This is a genomic window from Coleofasciculus sp. (assembly GCF_046539235.1).
Lineage (GTDB): Bacteria > Cyanobacteriota > Cyanobacteriia > Cyanobacteriales > Coleofasciculaceae > Coleofasciculus.
The window spans coordinates 1-16,910 of sequence record NZ_JBKHHI010000108.1; the positions used below are offsets into that span (position 1 = coordinate 1).

Consider the following 16,910-nt stretch of genomic DNA (forward strand, 5'->3'; position numbering starts at 1 on the left):
GCTAACCCCATCTAAATCTTGTGATTTTAGATTGGGACTGCGCTCAACCTTTGTTCAAAGCGTAATTCATGAACCCCGCCCTACTTCGTGAGGACGGGGATTGCCAGAGGCAACCTGGCAGGAAGTCATGAATAGGACGTAAGTTGGTAAAGGCAACACCTCCGAACGCTTCCCTAGTTCGGATTTAAATGTAGGTCTAGGAATCTCTGGACACTGGGTAAATCCAGGACACACCTTTACCAATGTCTTAAGGGACGTAAACATTTACACGAGTGGATTATATCTATGAATCGTGTTCCAGTAGTTAGCAAAGAAGGAAAGCCACTAATGCCCACCAAACCATCCAGGGCTAGACGGTGGGTCAGGGAGGGCAAGGCTATTGGTAGATGGTCAGATTTAGGCGTCTACTATGTCCAACTCACTCAGAGTGCCGGGGAAGAGTTACAGCCTATTGCTGTTGGCGTAGATCCGGGTAAGTCTTACTCTGGTGTCGGTGTCCAGTCGGCTAAATGTACGTTGGCGCAATTGCACCTTATCCTCCCGTTTACTCGTGTTAAAAAGCGGATGGAAACCCGCGCCATGCTGCGACGGTCTCGACGGTCTCGGCGGATTAACCGGGACGTTCCATTCAAGCAACGTAACCACCGCCAATGCAGGTTTGATAATCGCAAACAGTGCAAACTCCCCCCATCCATTAAAGCTTCACGGCAATTGGAGTTAAGGGTAGTCAAAGAGTTGGCGGCGATATTCCCGGTAAGTGCAATTGGCTATGAGCGAGTTAGAGCCGACATCGACCAGACTAAGCGCAAGCGTGCTAAGTCGGGGAAAGGCTTCTGTGCGGTAATGACTGGGCAGAATTGGGCAATATCCCAGATGGAAAAAATCGCTCCTGTCTATGTCCGTGAAGGTTGGCAAAAAAATGGTAATGGGACATCTCAACTCCGAACCCAACTAGGGTTAGAGAAGGATAAAGCTAACAAGTCTATAGCCAAACCGGAGACCCACGCAGTTGATGGAGTGGCATTGGCTTGCGGGTATTTTGTCAAATATGTTCCGTTTACTGGTTCTAACTCCCATGGTTACACCCATAAGGGTAGGGTTAATATTACTCCCTCCCCATTCAAAATCATCACCCGTCCAGGCGCGGTAAAGCGGGGAAAAGAGTATGGCTTTTTCCGCCGTCAATTACACTTTGAAGTCCCGGATAAGTCAGGGATAAGAAAGCGCAAAGGCGGGACAATAACCCCTTTTGAAGTGAGGATTGGTGACTTAGTTAGAGCAGAAAAAGCTGGGAAAGTCTACATGGGTTACGTCGGCGGATTCACTGATACCAAAAAGGCTAAAAACGTTTCAGTTTGTGATTATACCTGGAAACGTATTGGGCAATTTACCCCTAGTAAAGTGAAGTTAATCAGGAGGAATAACGGTTTATGTGTAGCCTAAAAAGGGAGATATTGGATGCCTCCATTCTTCCGGCATCCCGCTATCCCTCCTCGGATTACTTCGTTGAATCCGAGGACTCCCGCGAATACGTTGAATAAAGGGCGGGTTTTGTTGTTCAGTTATCGGTGACAAGCCAAATCGAGCGGCTAAACCCGCCCCTACAGATCGGCTTCCTCTGTTGCCAGACGTTTCATGGAGACGTTCCACTGGAACCTGGAGACGTTGCACGTCTCTACTGGCGCCCTTGGCAATGTGTCTCTTTTGCCTTCTGCCTTGTCTTCACAAAAAAGGCAGACGTTAAGCCGGATTTACTATTGAAGGAAGATACTCCAGATTTGCTCCGGAGGCATCTTTTCGTTCTAAGTATAGTATTACGAGTTGTTAAGCAATCATGGTTGTTACCTCTTCTACCCCCCCTACCGTAGACGGAACTGAGATCCGAAGTGAGATTCGCGCCTTGCAATCTCAGCTTGTCGAGTGGCGGCGGCGCTTTCACCAACGCCCGGAATTAGGGTTTACTGAACACCTAACGGCTGGATTTGTTGCCCAAAAGTTACAGGAGTGGGGAATTGAGCATGAAACGGGTATTGCCCAAACCGGGATTGTTGCTACAATCAAGGGTGATCGCACAGGTCCGGCGTTAGCGATTCGGGCGGATATGGATGCTTTGCCGATTCAGGAAGAAAACAATGTCCCTTATCGATCGCAACATGATGGAATTATGCACGCTTGCGGTCATGATGGACATACCGCGATCGCATTAGGTACGGCGTTCTATCTTTCCCAACACCGCCAAGACTTTGCGGGAACCGTCAAGTTCATCTTCCAACCCGCTGAAGAAGGACCCGGCGGCGCGAAACCGATGATTGAGGCTGGCGTCTTAAACAATCCGGATGTGGATGCTATTATTGGGCTACATTTGTGGAATAATTTGCCCCTGGGAACGGTTGGTGTTCGCCATGGTGCTTTAATGGCAGCAAGCGAGCGTTTTCAGTGTAAAATTTTAGGCAAGGGGGGACATGGGGCAATGCCACATCAAACCCTAGACGCGATCGTGATTGGCACTCAAGTGGTCAACGCCTTGCAAACCATTGTGGCTCGTAATGTTGACCCAATTGAATCAGCCGTGGTTACGGTGGGAATGTTTCAAGCTGGTACAGCGTTTAATGTCATTGCTGACAGCGCCAAAATGAGCGGCACAGTGCGCTATTTTAATCCGCAATTGGCAGGATATTTCAGCCAGCGTATTGAGCAAGTGATTGCAGGTATTTGTCAGAGTCACGGGGCGCAGTATGAACTAGACTACCAGCCGCTTTATCCACCTGTAATCAATGACTCACAGATGGCAGAATTGGTACGATCCGTAGCTGAAGAAGTCGTCGAAACCCCTACAGGAATCGTACCCGAATGCCAAACCATGGGCGGGGAAGATATGTCATTTTTCCTAGAGGCTGTACCGGGTTGCTATTTCTTTTTGGGATCAGCGAATCCGAGTAAAGATTTAGCCTATCCCCATCACCACCCCCGGTTTGATTTTGATGAAACTGTGTTAGCAATGGGAGTAGAACTATTTGTTCGCTGTGTGGAAAAATTCTGCCAGTAATTCTCGACATTCGGGAAACCTGACAATCTAGGGTGTGCCTGCCAGATCAACCAAACGCGAAACCAGGGTAAGGTAACGAGTTCAAGGCTTGTACGGCTTTTCATCTCATCCTTTCCCTCGCGTCAATTCGCCAAGGATGGGTGTATTTGTACCAACCGAGTCTCGCGATCGGCTATCTCAAACCCTAGAAAATTATAGAGGAATTACCTCCCTCAGGAGAAGTCTATGTCAGCCCCCATCTACCTGAAACTACTGTCAACCCTAACCTTATGCCTAACCACCCTGGGGTTCATGTCATCGGGGTTAACCCAACCGATTGTTTCCGATGACAGTACCGATACGACGGTGAATCAACAGGGAAACCGCTTCGATATTGAGGGGGGGGAATTGTCAGGAGATGGCGCGAATCTCTTCCACAGTTTTAGTGAGTTTGGCTTAGACTCTGGACAAATTGCCAATTTTTTATCTAACCCTTCGATACAGAATATTCTCTCACGAATTACTGGCGGTGATGCCTCGGTGATTAATGGGTTAATTCAAGTTAGTGGCGGGACATCTAATCTGTTTTTGATCAATCCAGCGGGTATTATCTTTGGTAATGAGGCTCAATTAAATGTCCCCGCCGCCTTTACCGCCACAACCGCTACAGGGATTAGTTTTGGCGATAACTTATTTAATGCTACAGGGATTAACGATTACACGTCTCTGGTGGGAACGCCCAATGGCTTTGTCTTTAATACACCAGAACCCGGTTCGATTGTTAATACAGGCACACTCGAAGTCAATTCTGAACAGAATCTCAGTCTAATTGGCGGTACGGTTGTGAGTACGGGTGAATTAGTCGCCCCAGAGGGTCAAATTACCGTAACCACCGTTCCTGGTAATCAATGGGTGCGGATTAGTCAAGCGGGACAATTGCTGAGTTTAGAGGTTCCGGCGGCGGCGACTGAAGTGCCGTTTACACCTCTTTCTCTTCCACAATTGCTAACGGGAGGAAATGTTGGTAACGCCACAGGTTTATCGGTGAATGAACAGGGTGAGGTTGCCCTTACGGGTTCAGGAATTGCGATTGATAATGGTGATCTGGTTGCCAAGACGGTAACCGGGGGAACGGCGTTACTTTCAGCCGAGAATAATCTGACGTTGGTGGAGAGTCAGTTAACTACAACGGGGGATTTGCAGCTATTGGCGCAGGATACGGTACGGGTGCGGGATAGTGTGGCAAATCCGTTTATTGCCCAAGCGGGGGATAATCTGACTATTCAGGGTGAACAACGTATCGATATTCTGACACTGAATCATCCGGGAACACCGTTTCAAAGTGGTGGCAATTTGACGTTAGTCAGTGATGGTTCCATATCAGTAGATGCTCACTTTCAAAGTGGCGGTGATTTTTCTATTCTGAACCTATCCGGAAAACCCGCTAACTTTGTTAGCCTTTACGATCCGATTATTACGTCTGGGGGAACTTATAACGTTGGAACTTACGATGGACCTGCACTTAAGGTAGAGGCAGAGGGTAATATTCGTGGTAATGGGATTACGATTACTGAACCTGACCAATCGGATATGATTCCTGAAGATGATCCAGACTTTACCCTTTTAACAACAACGCCATCCTTGATTTTGAGATCGGCTACAGGTGATATTCGAGTCGGTAGAATTACAACCAGATCCACTAATATTAACTTTGATGCTGGTTCGGTAATTTTAGAGGCAGCTGGTGACATTAGATTTATCGGAATTGATGCGACATGGCGAGGTACTACAGGTTCAGGTCGAGGTGGCGATATTTATATTAAAACAACCAATGGGAATATTGACGGTAGCACATTTAGAAATATTGTATCCGATAGTCTTAACGGCGATGCAGGTGATATTAGTCTGGAAGCAGATCAGGGAAGCATTAATGTTCTAAATATTTTGGCTAAAAGTAGAAGCAATGGCGATGGGGGTAATATTCAAGTTATTGCTGGCGGTGATGTGATTAGTGGGAATATCCAGACCAGTGGTGATAATGGTGGAGATATTTTAATTAGCAGTAGAAGTGGTAAGATAGACACGACTAGCCGTAGTGAAAACGGGAGTAATAATGAAGGAACAATACAATCTTGTAGTCAAGATGAGGGCTGTTCTGGAACTGGGGGAAGTATTAATCTTGAAGCAGGGATAATTTTGGCAAGAGGGATAGAGTCTAATGGTTCTATCGGGGGTGAAATTAGCCTGACAAGCAATGAGATTCAGCTTGTGCCAGCGTCGAGTAAACCTGAACTTCCCTATATCAGAGGCGCAGGAGTCTTAGATATTCAAGCATTTACAGAGGAAGTAACAGTAACCTTAAACACAGACGGTAATGACCTTACTATCGATAATCCTCTCCAGCTTGGTGGCAATATCAGTTTCAATACCAGTGGTGGTAATGTTACCTTGAATGGCACAGTTGATGGGGAGTATGATTTAAGTTTAAATACGGATACGGGAACGGCACTATTTAATGGTATAGTTGGCAGTCTGAATTCATTAAATATTATCAGCACGGACGCGAACGGAAAAACAATTATCAATCAGGATATAACCGCTAATCAGCTAGAATTCAACAATATAGTGGAAGTGCTGTCAGACTCAAGATTAACCTTGACACAAAGGGACATGCAGCCATCTCCGGGAATCGACTTTATGTCAAGTGTTGAGTTAAATGCTGATCTGACTATAAGCACGATTGAAAATAGTCAAATCAACTTCAATGATACAGTGAATGGTACTCATAATTTGACTGTATTAAATCCAGGAATAACGACTTTTACAGGTGAAGTTGGCAGCATCAACCGTTTGAATACCCTTAGGACAGATAAAGAGGGAACAACCCAAATCAATAACAATATTACTGCTAATCAACTCGATATCCAAGATGCAGTGGAGGTACTGTCCGACTTATCGTTAACGGCGGATGAAATTGAATTCGGCTCAACGATTACGGGAACAGGTTATAATCTGATTGTTCAATCGTCAAATACCGCTGATATCTTTAGCCTAGCCGGATCAGAAATGTTATCCGATGAAGCGGGTGAAGTGGGATTTCAAGATGGTTTCGAGAGTCTGACAATTCGCAGTACGAATAGCGGCGGACAAATTGATTTAAGTAATCTCACGTTCAGTGATCCCGTAACGATTCAAATGCCGGATGGTGTGATTGCGATTAAGGGCAATATTCGTGGTGAAGATGATGCTTCAATTACACTAAACAGTGCCACCACTAACTTAAATGCCGATATCACGACTGAAAATGGTAGTATAGCGTTTAATGCAGACAGCGTTGAATTGGGTAATGATGTTATTCTCAACAGTGGTAGTAACCCAATTCGCTTTCAAGGTACGGTTGATGGCAATTATAAGTTGACAGTATCGAGTTCAGATACAACCACCTTTGGCGGCGCGGTTGGTAGTTCTATTCCTCTGGATACTCTCACCACTAATCCTGATGGAATAACTCAATTTAATGGGAATGTGACGGCAAATCGCTTGAAATTACAAGATCAGGTAGATGTGCTATCCAATTTATCCTTAACCGCCGCAGAAATTGACTTGAATTCAATTGAGACAAGCACCAATAAAACCCTGACACTACAACCTCTAAATCCGAACCAAGACTTTAGTGTAAATGGTGGGATATTCCCAGAGGGTTTCCAGAGTATAACCATTGGACGAGAATCAGGGAGTGGCACAATTACACTGGATGATAATTTTACATTCAATGATCCTGTGACGATTCAGTCGTCTAGTGGGGAAATTGTTCTTAATGGTAGGCTGATGGGTGAAGATAATGCCGCGATTACCCTTGATGCTGCTACGACAACACTGAATTCTAATATCACAACCTCAGGTAGTAATCTCACGTTCTTAGGAGACAGGGTTAATTTAGGGACTGATGTTGACCTGAATACGGCGAGTGGTAATATCAATTTTAGTGGCATTGTAGAGGGCGATCGCACTTTACGTATCTTCAGTAGCGGAACCACGACTTTCTCTGATGCTGTGGGTAGTGTCACGCCGTTAAATAGTCTCACCACTGACGCCGGGGGAACTACCCAATTTGACGCAAATGTTACCGCGAATCGTTTAAGCATCTCAGATACCCTCGCTGTCTTATCGGATTTATCCCTAACCGCATCAGAGATTACCTTGGGTGCAACGGTAACGGGATCAAATACTAATCTAGTTTTGCAACCGCTGAATCCCAGTCAAGATTTTACTCTCACCGCAGGCGTGTTTAAAGACGGGTTCCAGAGTCTCAGGATTGGAAGAGAGAATGGCAGTGGCGCGATCGCACTCAATGGCAATCTTACCTTCAGTGATCCGCTATCTATCTTATCACCAACAGGTAATGGTTCGATCACCGCCACAGGTACAATTACTGGATTGGATAATGCTACTGTCAGCCTGCTGGCAAATCAAGAGATTGATGTTAACGATATTACTGCCAATTCAGGAATTTCTCTCACCAGTAATCAAGGGGCTGTCACTACCGGAAATCTGAATACGTCGGGAGTAAATCAAGGCGGAGATATTACCGTACAAGCTAAAACTGAGATTCAAACGGCTGCAATCAATTCCAGTGCAACGCAGGGCGATGGGGGGAATGTCACTTTAGATCCAGAAAACGATATTGAAGTTGATTCAATTAACGCTCAAGGTGGCATCAACGGCAGAGGTGGTAACGTAGATATTACCACAGAACAATTTTTCCGCGCCACCGAGACATTTCGCGATCGCACGGGTACAACCACCAGTATCTCCACCGCAGGCGGGAATGGCGGTGGATCAGTGATCATCCGCCATCAGGGAGGGCGACTTATCCCCTTCACCGTTGGGCAAGACTATAACCAGGTTAATGGAACACGAGGCGCGATCGCCACCGGAAGTGATAATCAGATTACCGAGGGTTTCTATCCCAATCCCTATACCCAGGGAATCCCACCCAGTCAGATTCAACTGATTACACCTGAAACCCCCAGTGCATCGTCACGCGAAAATCCGCTGATTCTGCAAAAAGAGTCGCCCTCACAGCCTCCCCTTGAAACTAACTTGCCATCAGTAAATATTGACGCCCTATTTGGCACAATTGATGCGGCGTATACTCAAGAATTTGAAACCTATCTGGGTAAATCAGGTACTCAAATTCTCACCTTAACTGAGGCGCGTCAACTCTTGCAGGATATTGCCCAAGAAACAGGGGTAAAACCCGCATTAATTTATGTCATGTTTGTCCCCAGTAGCATCTCTTCGGCAACGGCTACTCCCCAAGACAATGATCAACTGGATCTCGTCTTAGTAACAGCCCAAGGGGAACCGATTCACAAATCCATCCCCATCACCCGCGCTGAAGTTTTACAAGTGGCGCAACAGTTTCAACGAACCGTAACCAATGTCCGAGATGCTACGGGTTACTTAGCCCCAGGAAAACAACTCTACGACTGGTTAATTACGCCATTAGAAGCTGACTTACAAGCCCAAGGAATTGAAAACTTGGTGTTTGTGATGGATCGGGGTTTACGTTCGATTCCCGTAGCTGCCCTACACAATGAACAACAATTTTTAATTGAGAATTATAGTGTCGGAATGATGCCCAGTTTAAGCCTCACCGATACTCGCTTCCAAAGTGTGCAAGATAGCAAAGTATTGGCAATGGGTGCAGAACGATTTAGTGATCAAAAGCCTTTACCCGCCGTTCCTGTGGAATTAGAAGCGATTACTCAGAAACTATGGCAAGGTCAATTTTTCCTAGATGAAGGTTTTACCCTCGATAATCTGAAAGCCCAACGGAAAAAACAACCCTTTGGGATTATTCACCTCGCCACCCATGCTGATTTTCGACCCGGTGCGATCAGCAATTCCTACATCCAACTATGGAATAGTAAGCTACGCCTTGATCAATTGCCAGAATTAGGATGGAATAATCCTCCTGTAGAACTACTGGTACTCAGTGCTTGTCGTACTGCATTAGGGGATGAAAACGCCGAATTAGGCTTTGCCGGATTAGCGGTGCAAGCGGGAGTCAAATCAACCTTAGCCAGTTTGTGGTACGTCAGCGATGAAGGCACATTGGCACTAATGACCCAATTTTATGATCAGTTAAAAACAGCTCCAATTAAAGCCGAAGCCTTACGACAGGTGCAAATCGATATGCTTAAGGGGAAAACTAAACTGGAAAATGGTCAACTGATTACGTCTGCGGGAACGATTTTGTTACCCTCTGAACTGCCCCAATCACAAGATTTAACCCATCCGTATTATTGGGCGTCTTTCACCATGGTGGGGAATCCTTGGTAAAAATAAGTCCCGTGTTATCCTTTGTCGGAAGGGCAGAACATAAGCTGGGTATTGTTTCCAGTGCTTGGCGTGATCAAAGGCGATCGCACTCCACAACTGTTGTAGCTGGTCTTTGGTGGAACATTGCTGTAGATGAAAGGCGATCGCATTTTTCCATTGTTCCATTTGACGGTAGCTGATAAATTGTCCACCTCGGTCTTTACGATGGACACAGCACCCAAGGATAAAGGCGTTCTTTGTAAGGCATAATTGACTTGTCTCCATGTGTCATTGGAGCCAGAGCCAGCGTCGTCCCGTGGAAAGTTCGTGCGCTGGCTCATGACTTGACCCTATATTACAAATATATTTAGGGCTTTGTCTACTTAGATAAATGGATTTAAAGTTAAGGGAACTAGGAGGCAATGAGTTCAGGGAGTAAGTTAACGAAGCTAAGGAAACGGTTGGGACTAACTCAGAAACAAGTCGCTGATGCGATAGGCGTCACCGATCAGACAGTCAGTAACTGGGAAGCTGGCAGATTTGAACCTCGACTCACCATTAGTCAGACACAGGCTTTATGTCGCGTCTTGCAATGTCCTTTAGATGAACTTCCCAGTTTTCAGGATGCACAGGAGTCAGACTGAAACGAGAGTGGCTGATTGGCATAGGAATGTAGATGAGGGCAAGACGAGATCGCCATTGAGAGGGATAATACTGATATGGAAACAAAGCTTAACCCGGATTGGATAGAACAGCTTGGACTCAGTGAGCGGCAACCACCTGAGTTCTTTCGGAGTATTGAGCAAATTAATTCTGGCGATCAGCCTCTTCCCCAAGCTCATGCTATGCGTCGGGCATGGCAGGATTTAGAACTTAACGGCATTCTATACATTAATAAAGCACCATATATATACTTCAAAGAAGTGTCTCGCATAGAATCTGGGCAGATACGTCGGTTGCATCGTCAGCTTTGGAACCAAGGTATTGCCCCACTTCTGGTCGTCATTAGTCCAACTGAGTTTCACATCTACTCGGGTTTGGCTCTTCCTGCTAGAGAAGATCAAGCCATCGATCAGGATAACCGCCTAGTAGAAACGTTAGAACGGGTTGCTGACGCACTTGAACTTAGACAATTTATTCGTTCTGCTGAGTTAGGAGAATTATTTCGTAAAAGCCCCAAATCATTTAATCCGAATTTGCGGGTTGACCGTTACCTACTTGAAAATCTTGACGCCGCACGTCGTCGTTTACTAGAAGGAAAACAGTCTGATCGTCTTGATATTAGGACTGTAAATGGGCTATTGTGGCGTACCATATTTACCTGTTATCTTGTAGATAGAAAAATAGTTGGAGCTTCCTATTTTTCCCAGATAGGTATTGAAGACGCCCACAAAATTATTGACTTTCTGAAAAAATATAAAGCAGATGACGCAAAAAAACTTTTATATGCTTTGTTTCAAAAGCTTAAACGCGACTTTAATGGAGATTTATTTGATACGGATCTTCAAGCTGAAAGTGAGCTAATTAAAAATCAACATATCAAAATTATTAAAAGCTTTTTACAGGGAGATGACCTAAGTAGTGGTCAACTATCCTTGGGATTTTGGGCTTATGATTTTAGTATTATTCCAGTGGAAACGATCAGTGGGATATACGAAAGGTTTATTGAAGCTGAAAATGCTAATGAAAAACGAAAAAGTGGTACTTACTACACGCCCCGTTTTTTAGCTGAAATTGTGCTTGACACAGCACTAGATGGATTCAGTTCACTACTAGATAAGCAATTTCTTGATCCAGCATGTGGTTCAGGTATTTTTCTCGTAGCTCTATTCAACCGATTGGCTGAGGAATGGCACATAAAACACAAAACAGCAAGCAATGATGAGTGTGCAGCAGTCTTCATTGATATTCTCCAACAGAATATTTCCGGTATAGATGTGAGTGAAACCGCTTGTCGCATTGCCGCATTTAGTTTATATCTTGCTTTCCTGGATCAACTTGATCCAAGAGATATCCAGAAGCTTCAGGAAAAAGGAAATGCGCTGCCGAAGCTAGTTGGTTATAACATTCTTTGCCGAGACTTTTTTGAGCAAAATTCACCCATACCAACAGAACATTTTGATCTTGTAGTTGGAAATCCACCGTGGGCGCAGATATCTGGTGAAGAATCTCTGATGGAAAAATGGTGTGCAGAAGCTGATCTACCCATCGCTCAAAGGCAGCTAGCATACGGTTTTGTTTGGAAAGCGCCCTATCATGTAAAGAAAAATGGACGTGTTTGTTTTCTACTTCCAGCAGGGATTTTATTTAACCATCAGGAAAAAGCGCTGAAGTTTCAACATAAGTGGTTAACAACATACAACGTAGAGCAGATAATTAATCTTGCTGATATGAGATTCTACCTATTTGATCAAGCGACTTTTGCTACTCTTATTGTGAGATATAATAAAAAGAAGCCCGAAAGAAATAATTCTATTCAATACATCACGCCTAAAACAGAATTAGAAACACTTAGATCGGAAATTCTGAGTATATCACCAGAAGATGAAGTAAGTGTAAGTCTGCGAGAAGTCTTATATGATCTGGAGCATAATGAGGCTGCACTTGTTTGGAAGCAACAGTTTTGGGGAACTCCGAGAGATAGGAAATTACTAGAACGTCTAAGGCTATTACCAAAATTGAGTGAATTAGTTGACACTGTATTAGAACTCACAAAAAATAAGAAGAGACAAAAAAGATGGATTATGGGACAAGGATTTCAACCTTTGACTTCCAAAGACGATCCTAGAAAAATAATAACTGTATCTTGGTCAAAAGAACAGCTATTAATCAGTGGAAAAAGTAAAAATATTGACCTAATTATTTTGGAATCTGATTGCATACCTGTTGAAGAACGCTTTAGAAAACTAAGAAGATTTACAAAATGGAGAGATATATTTTCAGCGCCACATATATTAATAACTCAAGGCATGAGAACTGCATTTGCTGACTTTGATGTTTTTTTTCAAGATTCAATCCAAGGAATTCATGGTGAGGAAGAGGATTCTGAACTTTTAATGTTCTTGTCAGCTTTTCTCCAATCAAACTTAGCTAAATATTATTTATTTCATACGGTTTCCAGTTGGGGAATTTATAGTAACAAAGCACATGAAATTGAACTACTTCGGTTGCCTTTCCCTTTACCAGAAGTAACGTATTCACCCTCAGAATCAAAAAAAATTATCCAAGAAGTTGTCCAAATAATGAGAAGTTCTAAAGAAGAAATAGAAATGAGATTTTTTAGGAGGAATGAAATAATTAAACAAGCCAAACAAAAAATGTCTGGTCTAGTTTATGATTATTATAACATTGATGAACTTGAAAAAGTATTAATAGATGATACTATAAATTACTGGATATCGAGTATTACACCCAATCGAGGTACTCGTTCTATTCCAACTTTGGAAAATAGTCAATCAGAGGAACGTCTAGAATACCTTAAGCTTTTGTGTAATGTCCTCAATGGTTTTACCGATAGAAGTCCTTACAAGATAAGGGGTAACCTATTAGTTTCCTCACCAATGGGTGCAGGATTAGTTATTCTAGAAAGAACAAACAATTCACATCAAAGTATCACCGATTATGAGCAGGAATCCACCTCCCGTTTAGATGCTGCTATACAACGAATTTTTCACTTCCTACCTAATGCTCAAGGAAGCATCCGTTACTTACGGAATCTTAAAGTTTTCGATCAAGACAAGCTATATATATTTAAGCCTTTAACCCGGCGATTTTGGACTAAGACTTTTGCCCTGAACGATGCTGATCAAATTTCAGCAGCACTCCTTACCGCTGGTTACAGGAAGAATTCATGATCATTGGTAACCTAGATCCTTGGGCAGATACATTTCCCAGAGGATTGATTCCAGAAATTTTAGAAATGGTTGTATCTGAGTGGGCAAGTTTTCCCCAACCCAATTCTAATGATCATGAAGTCCCTATTACTAGAAGATTTAGACTCGTTCTAATCCAAAGTAAAAACATCAAAAAACTTCCCGTAAGGATTGACCGTGAAATTCCAGAAGACAATTTTGAAACTGGAGAGGAAGTGGGACGAATCGATTTACGGTTTACGCATGGTTATCGAGAAGATGTTTATTTCACTTTTGAATGTAAGAGATTAAATATAATTAGGAAAGATAATCAACGAGAGTCTTTAGCCACACAATATGTAGAAGAAGGAATGATGCGGTTTATAACGTCTCAGTACGCATCAGGGCTTCTCAATGGAGGAATGATTGGTTACATTATGAATGGTGATATTAAAACTGCCTTACAAGCAGTCAATAGGGGAGTAGAGAGTCGGTGTCAAGAACTGCGAATCAATCCTCCAAGCGGTCTATGTACATCCTCGCTTATACCGACCAATACTCAAGTTAAGGAAACTTTACACAATCTAGAAAGTCGTAAACTAACTATTCATCATGTCTTTCTTCCGGTTCAATAAAGAACCTACTCTTCATCGTAAAGCAGCCTAGATACGTGAGCATTGGATAGTGAGAAACGCCGATTGATACCGAATTCCATCGAGTTGTCGTGCTTACAGCCAATTCCCAACTTGAGCAACCCGGAGAACGTTAACCAAAAATGTATCCAATACTACCAAAACTGGCGGAAATTTTTGGCTGAGTCCCCCACTCCCCTGCACCTTTACCTCATAATGAGAATTGGAGAGTTTATGAAGAAACGTAACAATGCCTAAAGCTATCTGGAACGATACGGTTCTCGCCGAGAGCAACAACTGTCAAATTGTCGAAGGAAACTATTATTTCCCTCCAGACTCAATCAACCAGGAGTATTTTAAGGAAAGCAGTACCCATACAAGCTGTCCCTGGAAGGGTCAAGCCAATTACTACACCATCGAAGTTGATGGACAACAGAATAAAGATGCAGCATGGTACTATCCTCAAGCAAAAGAGAAGGCGAAGAATTTTGAGGGCTATGTTGCCTTTTGGAGAGGAGTAAAAGTTGAAGCCTAGCTAGTATGGGTTTATAATCCTCGCCCAAGTAATCTTTTCGGCTTTTCAGGTTTGTAGTAAGCGCTTAAGCGCTTCTAGCACGCTTCGTGCCTACTACAGACCCCAGCAGCTTAAGTCAGTACAATTCCCCTTAACTCGAATGTCGCTGACTTAAGCTGAATGGTACTGAAAATTTGCATTTTTTGCTCGCCGAAACCCTTGATGTACCGTAGGGTGGGCATTGCCCACCAGCATACCAGTCAGTACCATTCCCCTTAACTCTTTGGTCTGATTCCCGGTTTGTCAACAAGTTGAGCTTAAGCCCAACTTGTTGACAATAAGCGCCTTAAGGCGATGACACTCTCTGTAAACTCTATACATAGCGTTATAGATATCTGTAAAACGCTAAAGCTAAACCTAAACCCTTTCTACTTTTTAACCGCCCTATCCCCCCCGGAAGTTCGCCAGTTTTCCCGATGGAAATTCGGCTGAGATTGAACCCAGAAGTTTGCACCCGATTCAATTAACTCTTGCTCAATTTGCACAGCATCTTCTACTATCGCCGATGTCAAGTTCATCGTCTTTAGATAGACATTATAAGCCGCGACTGGCACATTTAAAACAGTACTCCAGGCTTCCTCTTGTTGGTGAAATACCTGAATTTCTGGCTTTTGTTCAGGGAGTCCCTTTCCTATCTTTAATCCACATAACTCAATTTCTGACGCCGATGGTGGTTGATCAATTAAACCATGATAGTAATCTCCCACATTCAGCAATACGTCATAAATCTCTCTAGACAACCGTTTGCCAATAGGATGAGACAAAAATCCCAGCATTAGCGTATTGATTTTCATGATTTTGTCTGACAAAAACAGATTCTACTCATTACTCGTCAGAAGAGAGTTAATTTTACGCAAAACATTGACTTTGTTTACAAAACGTTAATTCGACTGATTGTTTCGTTTATCCTTGCATAGGACATCAGTCAATAAACCCGGTTTCTCGGAATACTTGACTGGTATTATAGACACCTTGCCCCCTACAGTTGGATACAGCACATCAGCTTGCAAACTGCCATATAATTATGCAAAACGTGATTCTGAATTGGTCGATCTCCCTGGTTTTATTAACCTTGACAGTCGCTTGCATGAGTAATCAGTATGTTTCCTATCGCCCAGTTATTCGCTCGCAAGATGAGTTAGTAGTTTCCAATTCGGCTGTTAACTCAGAACACCGCGAAAATATCAAGCGAGTCTTTGATTTCTATAGTGTTTCTTATCGCGAAGAGAATGGACAAATCCTGATCCCAGCTAAAGTTTGGCAAGATCGGGAACTGATGTGGAACTATACGACAAAGGCGAATGACCCTGAATGGCTACGTCAACAAGAAGAAGATGGTCATATTAAGTCCACGCCCTAAAAAATGTATTCTTTTGCCAACTCGCCGCCGTGCGCTGTTCAATTGCCGCTAATTCCATCTCATCCAACGGCTGAAAACGGCTGGCTACGTCCACATTTGACTCTAACTGTGGCACATCTTCCGCCGCAATCACCGCACAGTGAACCCCGGATTGAGAGAGAGTATATCCCAGCGCCTGGTGCATCCCCTCTAAAGCACCGGATTTAAACAACCGCCCATACGCCGGGACTTTCATGGCAATCACACCCACATTGTTCTCACGCGCAACGGGTAAAACTGTGGGAATAAAGGGACGGGGGTGATGTTTATCCGCTGCATTAATACAAACTAGGGTAGTATCAAAGGGATAACGCTGCAATCCAGCCGCAATCACATCAGGTTCGTGATGTCCGGTAATCCCAGAGTATTTGATCAAGTTTTGGGCTTTGGCTTCTTCGATGGCTTTAGCCGCCCCGGTTGAACTAAAAATCGGATCAAGTTCTTCGTGAAACGAGACATGATGTAATTGCCACAAGTCCAAATAATCCGTATTCAAGCGTTTAAGCGATCGCTCCAAGTCTCGCCACGCTCCATCGCGATCGCGGGCGGCGGTTTTACTAGCGAGAAATACCTGCTGTCGGTAGTTTGGTAAGATTTTACCGAGATACTCTTCACTCGGTCCATAACTCGCCGCCGTATCAAAGTAACGAATCCCTAATTCTAACGCCCGTTGAATAATCGCCAACGCCTCCGCTTCCTGGTTCGGTTTGGATAGGGGTGTCTTACCCGCCCCTCCTAAGCCTAAAATCGGCACAGAAACCCCCGTATCTCCTAACATCCGTTCCGGCATTGTGGTGGTTCTAGAGACTGACATGGCTAAGGTTGACCTTGATTGCTGTTGAGAAGCTGAGGGTTGATGTTGTTTCCACGCCGCACTTCCCACAATTCCACCCGCTACCGCCATACCCGTTAGCAGAAATGTGCGTCGGTTCGTTTTTTCAGACATGCACTGCACCTCCAGACTTTCTTCCCATTGTGCTGACTTTGCTTAACTTTGCAATAACTAAGGGGAGGGAACAGGAAACAGATTGAGTCGGGGCGGGCGCGAGTTATAGCAACCGCCATAGCGGTTAGGACACATCATTTATGTTCCAGACGCGCC

General features: G+C 43.9%; 12 protein-coding genes. 8 read left to right on the forward strand and 4 right to left on the reverse strand.

The annotated features are described in order from the left end of the window. Positions 1 to 285: 285 nt before the first annotated feature. Entirely contained in the window at positions 286 to 1,443 is a 1,158-nt protein-coding gene (locus tag ACLFWI_RS12065) for an RRXRR domain-containing protein (protein ID WP_446413137.1), read from the forward strand. Here the strand turns inward: ACLFWI_RS12065 and ACLFWI_RS12070 are convergent. Next, on the reverse strand, positions 1,429 to 1,671 hold the full coding sequence (locus tag ACLFWI_RS12070) for a hypothetical protein (protein ID WP_446408641.1): 243 nt from the start codon (positions 1,669 to 1,671) through the stop codon (positions 1,429 to 1,431). The genes ACLFWI_RS12065 and ACLFWI_RS12070 overlap by 15 nt on opposite strands. Before the next feature lie 163 nt (positions 1,672 to 1,834). Between ACLFWI_RS12070 and ACLFWI_RS12075 the strand changes: the two genes are divergently transcribed. Then, entirely contained in the window at positions 1,835 to 3,046 is a 1,212-nt protein-coding gene (locus tag ACLFWI_RS12075; protein WP_446413138.1) for a M20 family metallopeptidase, read from the forward strand. Positions 3,047 to 3,271: 225 nt separating this feature from the next. Further along, on the forward strand, positions 3,272 to 9,373 hold the full coding sequence (locus ACLFWI_RS12080; RefSeq protein WP_446413139.1) for a CHAT domain-containing protein: 6,102 nt from the start codon (positions 3,272 to 3,274) through the stop codon (positions 9,371 to 9,373). On the opposite strand, the gene ACLFWI_RS12085 is transcribed toward ACLFWI_RS12080, so the two are convergent. Next, a complete protein-coding gene (locus tag ACLFWI_RS12085; protein ID WP_446413140.1) occupies positions 9,320 to 9,637 on the reverse strand; it encodes a hypothetical protein in 318 nt (105 codons plus the stop codon). The two genes, ACLFWI_RS12080 and ACLFWI_RS12085, sit on opposite strands and share 54 nt — an antisense overlap. Before the next feature lie 137 nt (positions 9,638 to 9,774). Here ACLFWI_RS12085 and ACLFWI_RS12090 point away from each other — a divergent pair, with 137 nt between their 5' ends. From ACLFWI_RS12090 to ACLFWI_RS12105, 4 genes are all read left to right on the forward strand, one after another. Next, the gene (locus ACLFWI_RS12090; protein WP_446377523.1) at positions 9,775 to 9,996 is read left to right on the forward strand and encodes a helix-turn-helix transcriptional regulator; all 222 of its coding nucleotides are present in this window, start codon (positions 9,775 to 9,777) and stop codon (positions 9,994 to 9,996) included. Positions 9,997 to 10,071: 75 nt separating this feature from the next. Further along, the gene (locus ACLFWI_RS12095; protein WP_446413141.1) at positions 10,072 to 13,206 is read left to right on the forward strand and encodes an HsdM family class I SAM-dependent methyltransferase; all 3,135 of its coding nucleotides are present in this window, start codon (positions 10,072 to 10,074) and stop codon (positions 13,204 to 13,206) included. Continuing rightward, the gene (locus ACLFWI_RS12100; protein ID WP_446413142.1) at positions 13,203 to 13,838 is read left to right on the forward strand and encodes a hypothetical protein; all 636 of its coding nucleotides are present in this window, start codon (positions 13,203 to 13,205) and stop codon (positions 13,836 to 13,838) included. The genes ACLFWI_RS12095 and ACLFWI_RS12100 overlap by 4 nt, the downstream gene beginning before the upstream one ends. 247 nt (positions 13,839 to 14,085) lie before the next feature. Then, a complete protein-coding gene (locus ACLFWI_RS12105) occupies positions 14,086 to 14,370 on the forward strand; it encodes a DUF427 domain-containing protein (RefSeq protein ID WP_446374948.1) in 285 nt (94 codons plus the stop codon). A 407-nt stretch (positions 14,371 to 14,777) separates the two neighbouring features. Here ACLFWI_RS12105 and ACLFWI_RS12110 read toward each other — a convergent pair whose 3' ends face one another. Further along, positions 14,778 to 15,203, reverse strand: a complete 426-nt coding sequence (locus ACLFWI_RS12110; RefSeq protein WP_446413143.1) for a hypothetical protein — start codon at positions 15,201 to 15,203, stop codon at positions 14,778 to 14,780. 230 nt (positions 15,204 to 15,433) lie between these two features. On the opposite strand from ACLFWI_RS12110, the gene ACLFWI_RS12115 reads away from it, so the two are divergent. After that, a complete protein-coding gene (locus ACLFWI_RS12115) occupies positions 15,434 to 15,769 on the forward strand; it encodes a hypothetical protein (RefSeq protein ID WP_446413144.1) in 336 nt (111 codons plus the stop codon). Here ACLFWI_RS12115 and ACLFWI_RS12120 read toward each other — a convergent pair. Further along, on the reverse strand, positions 15,753 to 16,754 hold the full coding sequence (locus ACLFWI_RS12120) for an aldo/keto reductase (RefSeq protein WP_446413145.1): 1,002 nt from the start codon (positions 16,752 to 16,754) through the stop codon (positions 15,753 to 15,755). The two genes, ACLFWI_RS12115 and ACLFWI_RS12120, sit on opposite strands and share 17 nt — an antisense overlap. Between the last annotated feature and the right edge of the window lie 156 nt (positions 16,755 to 16,910).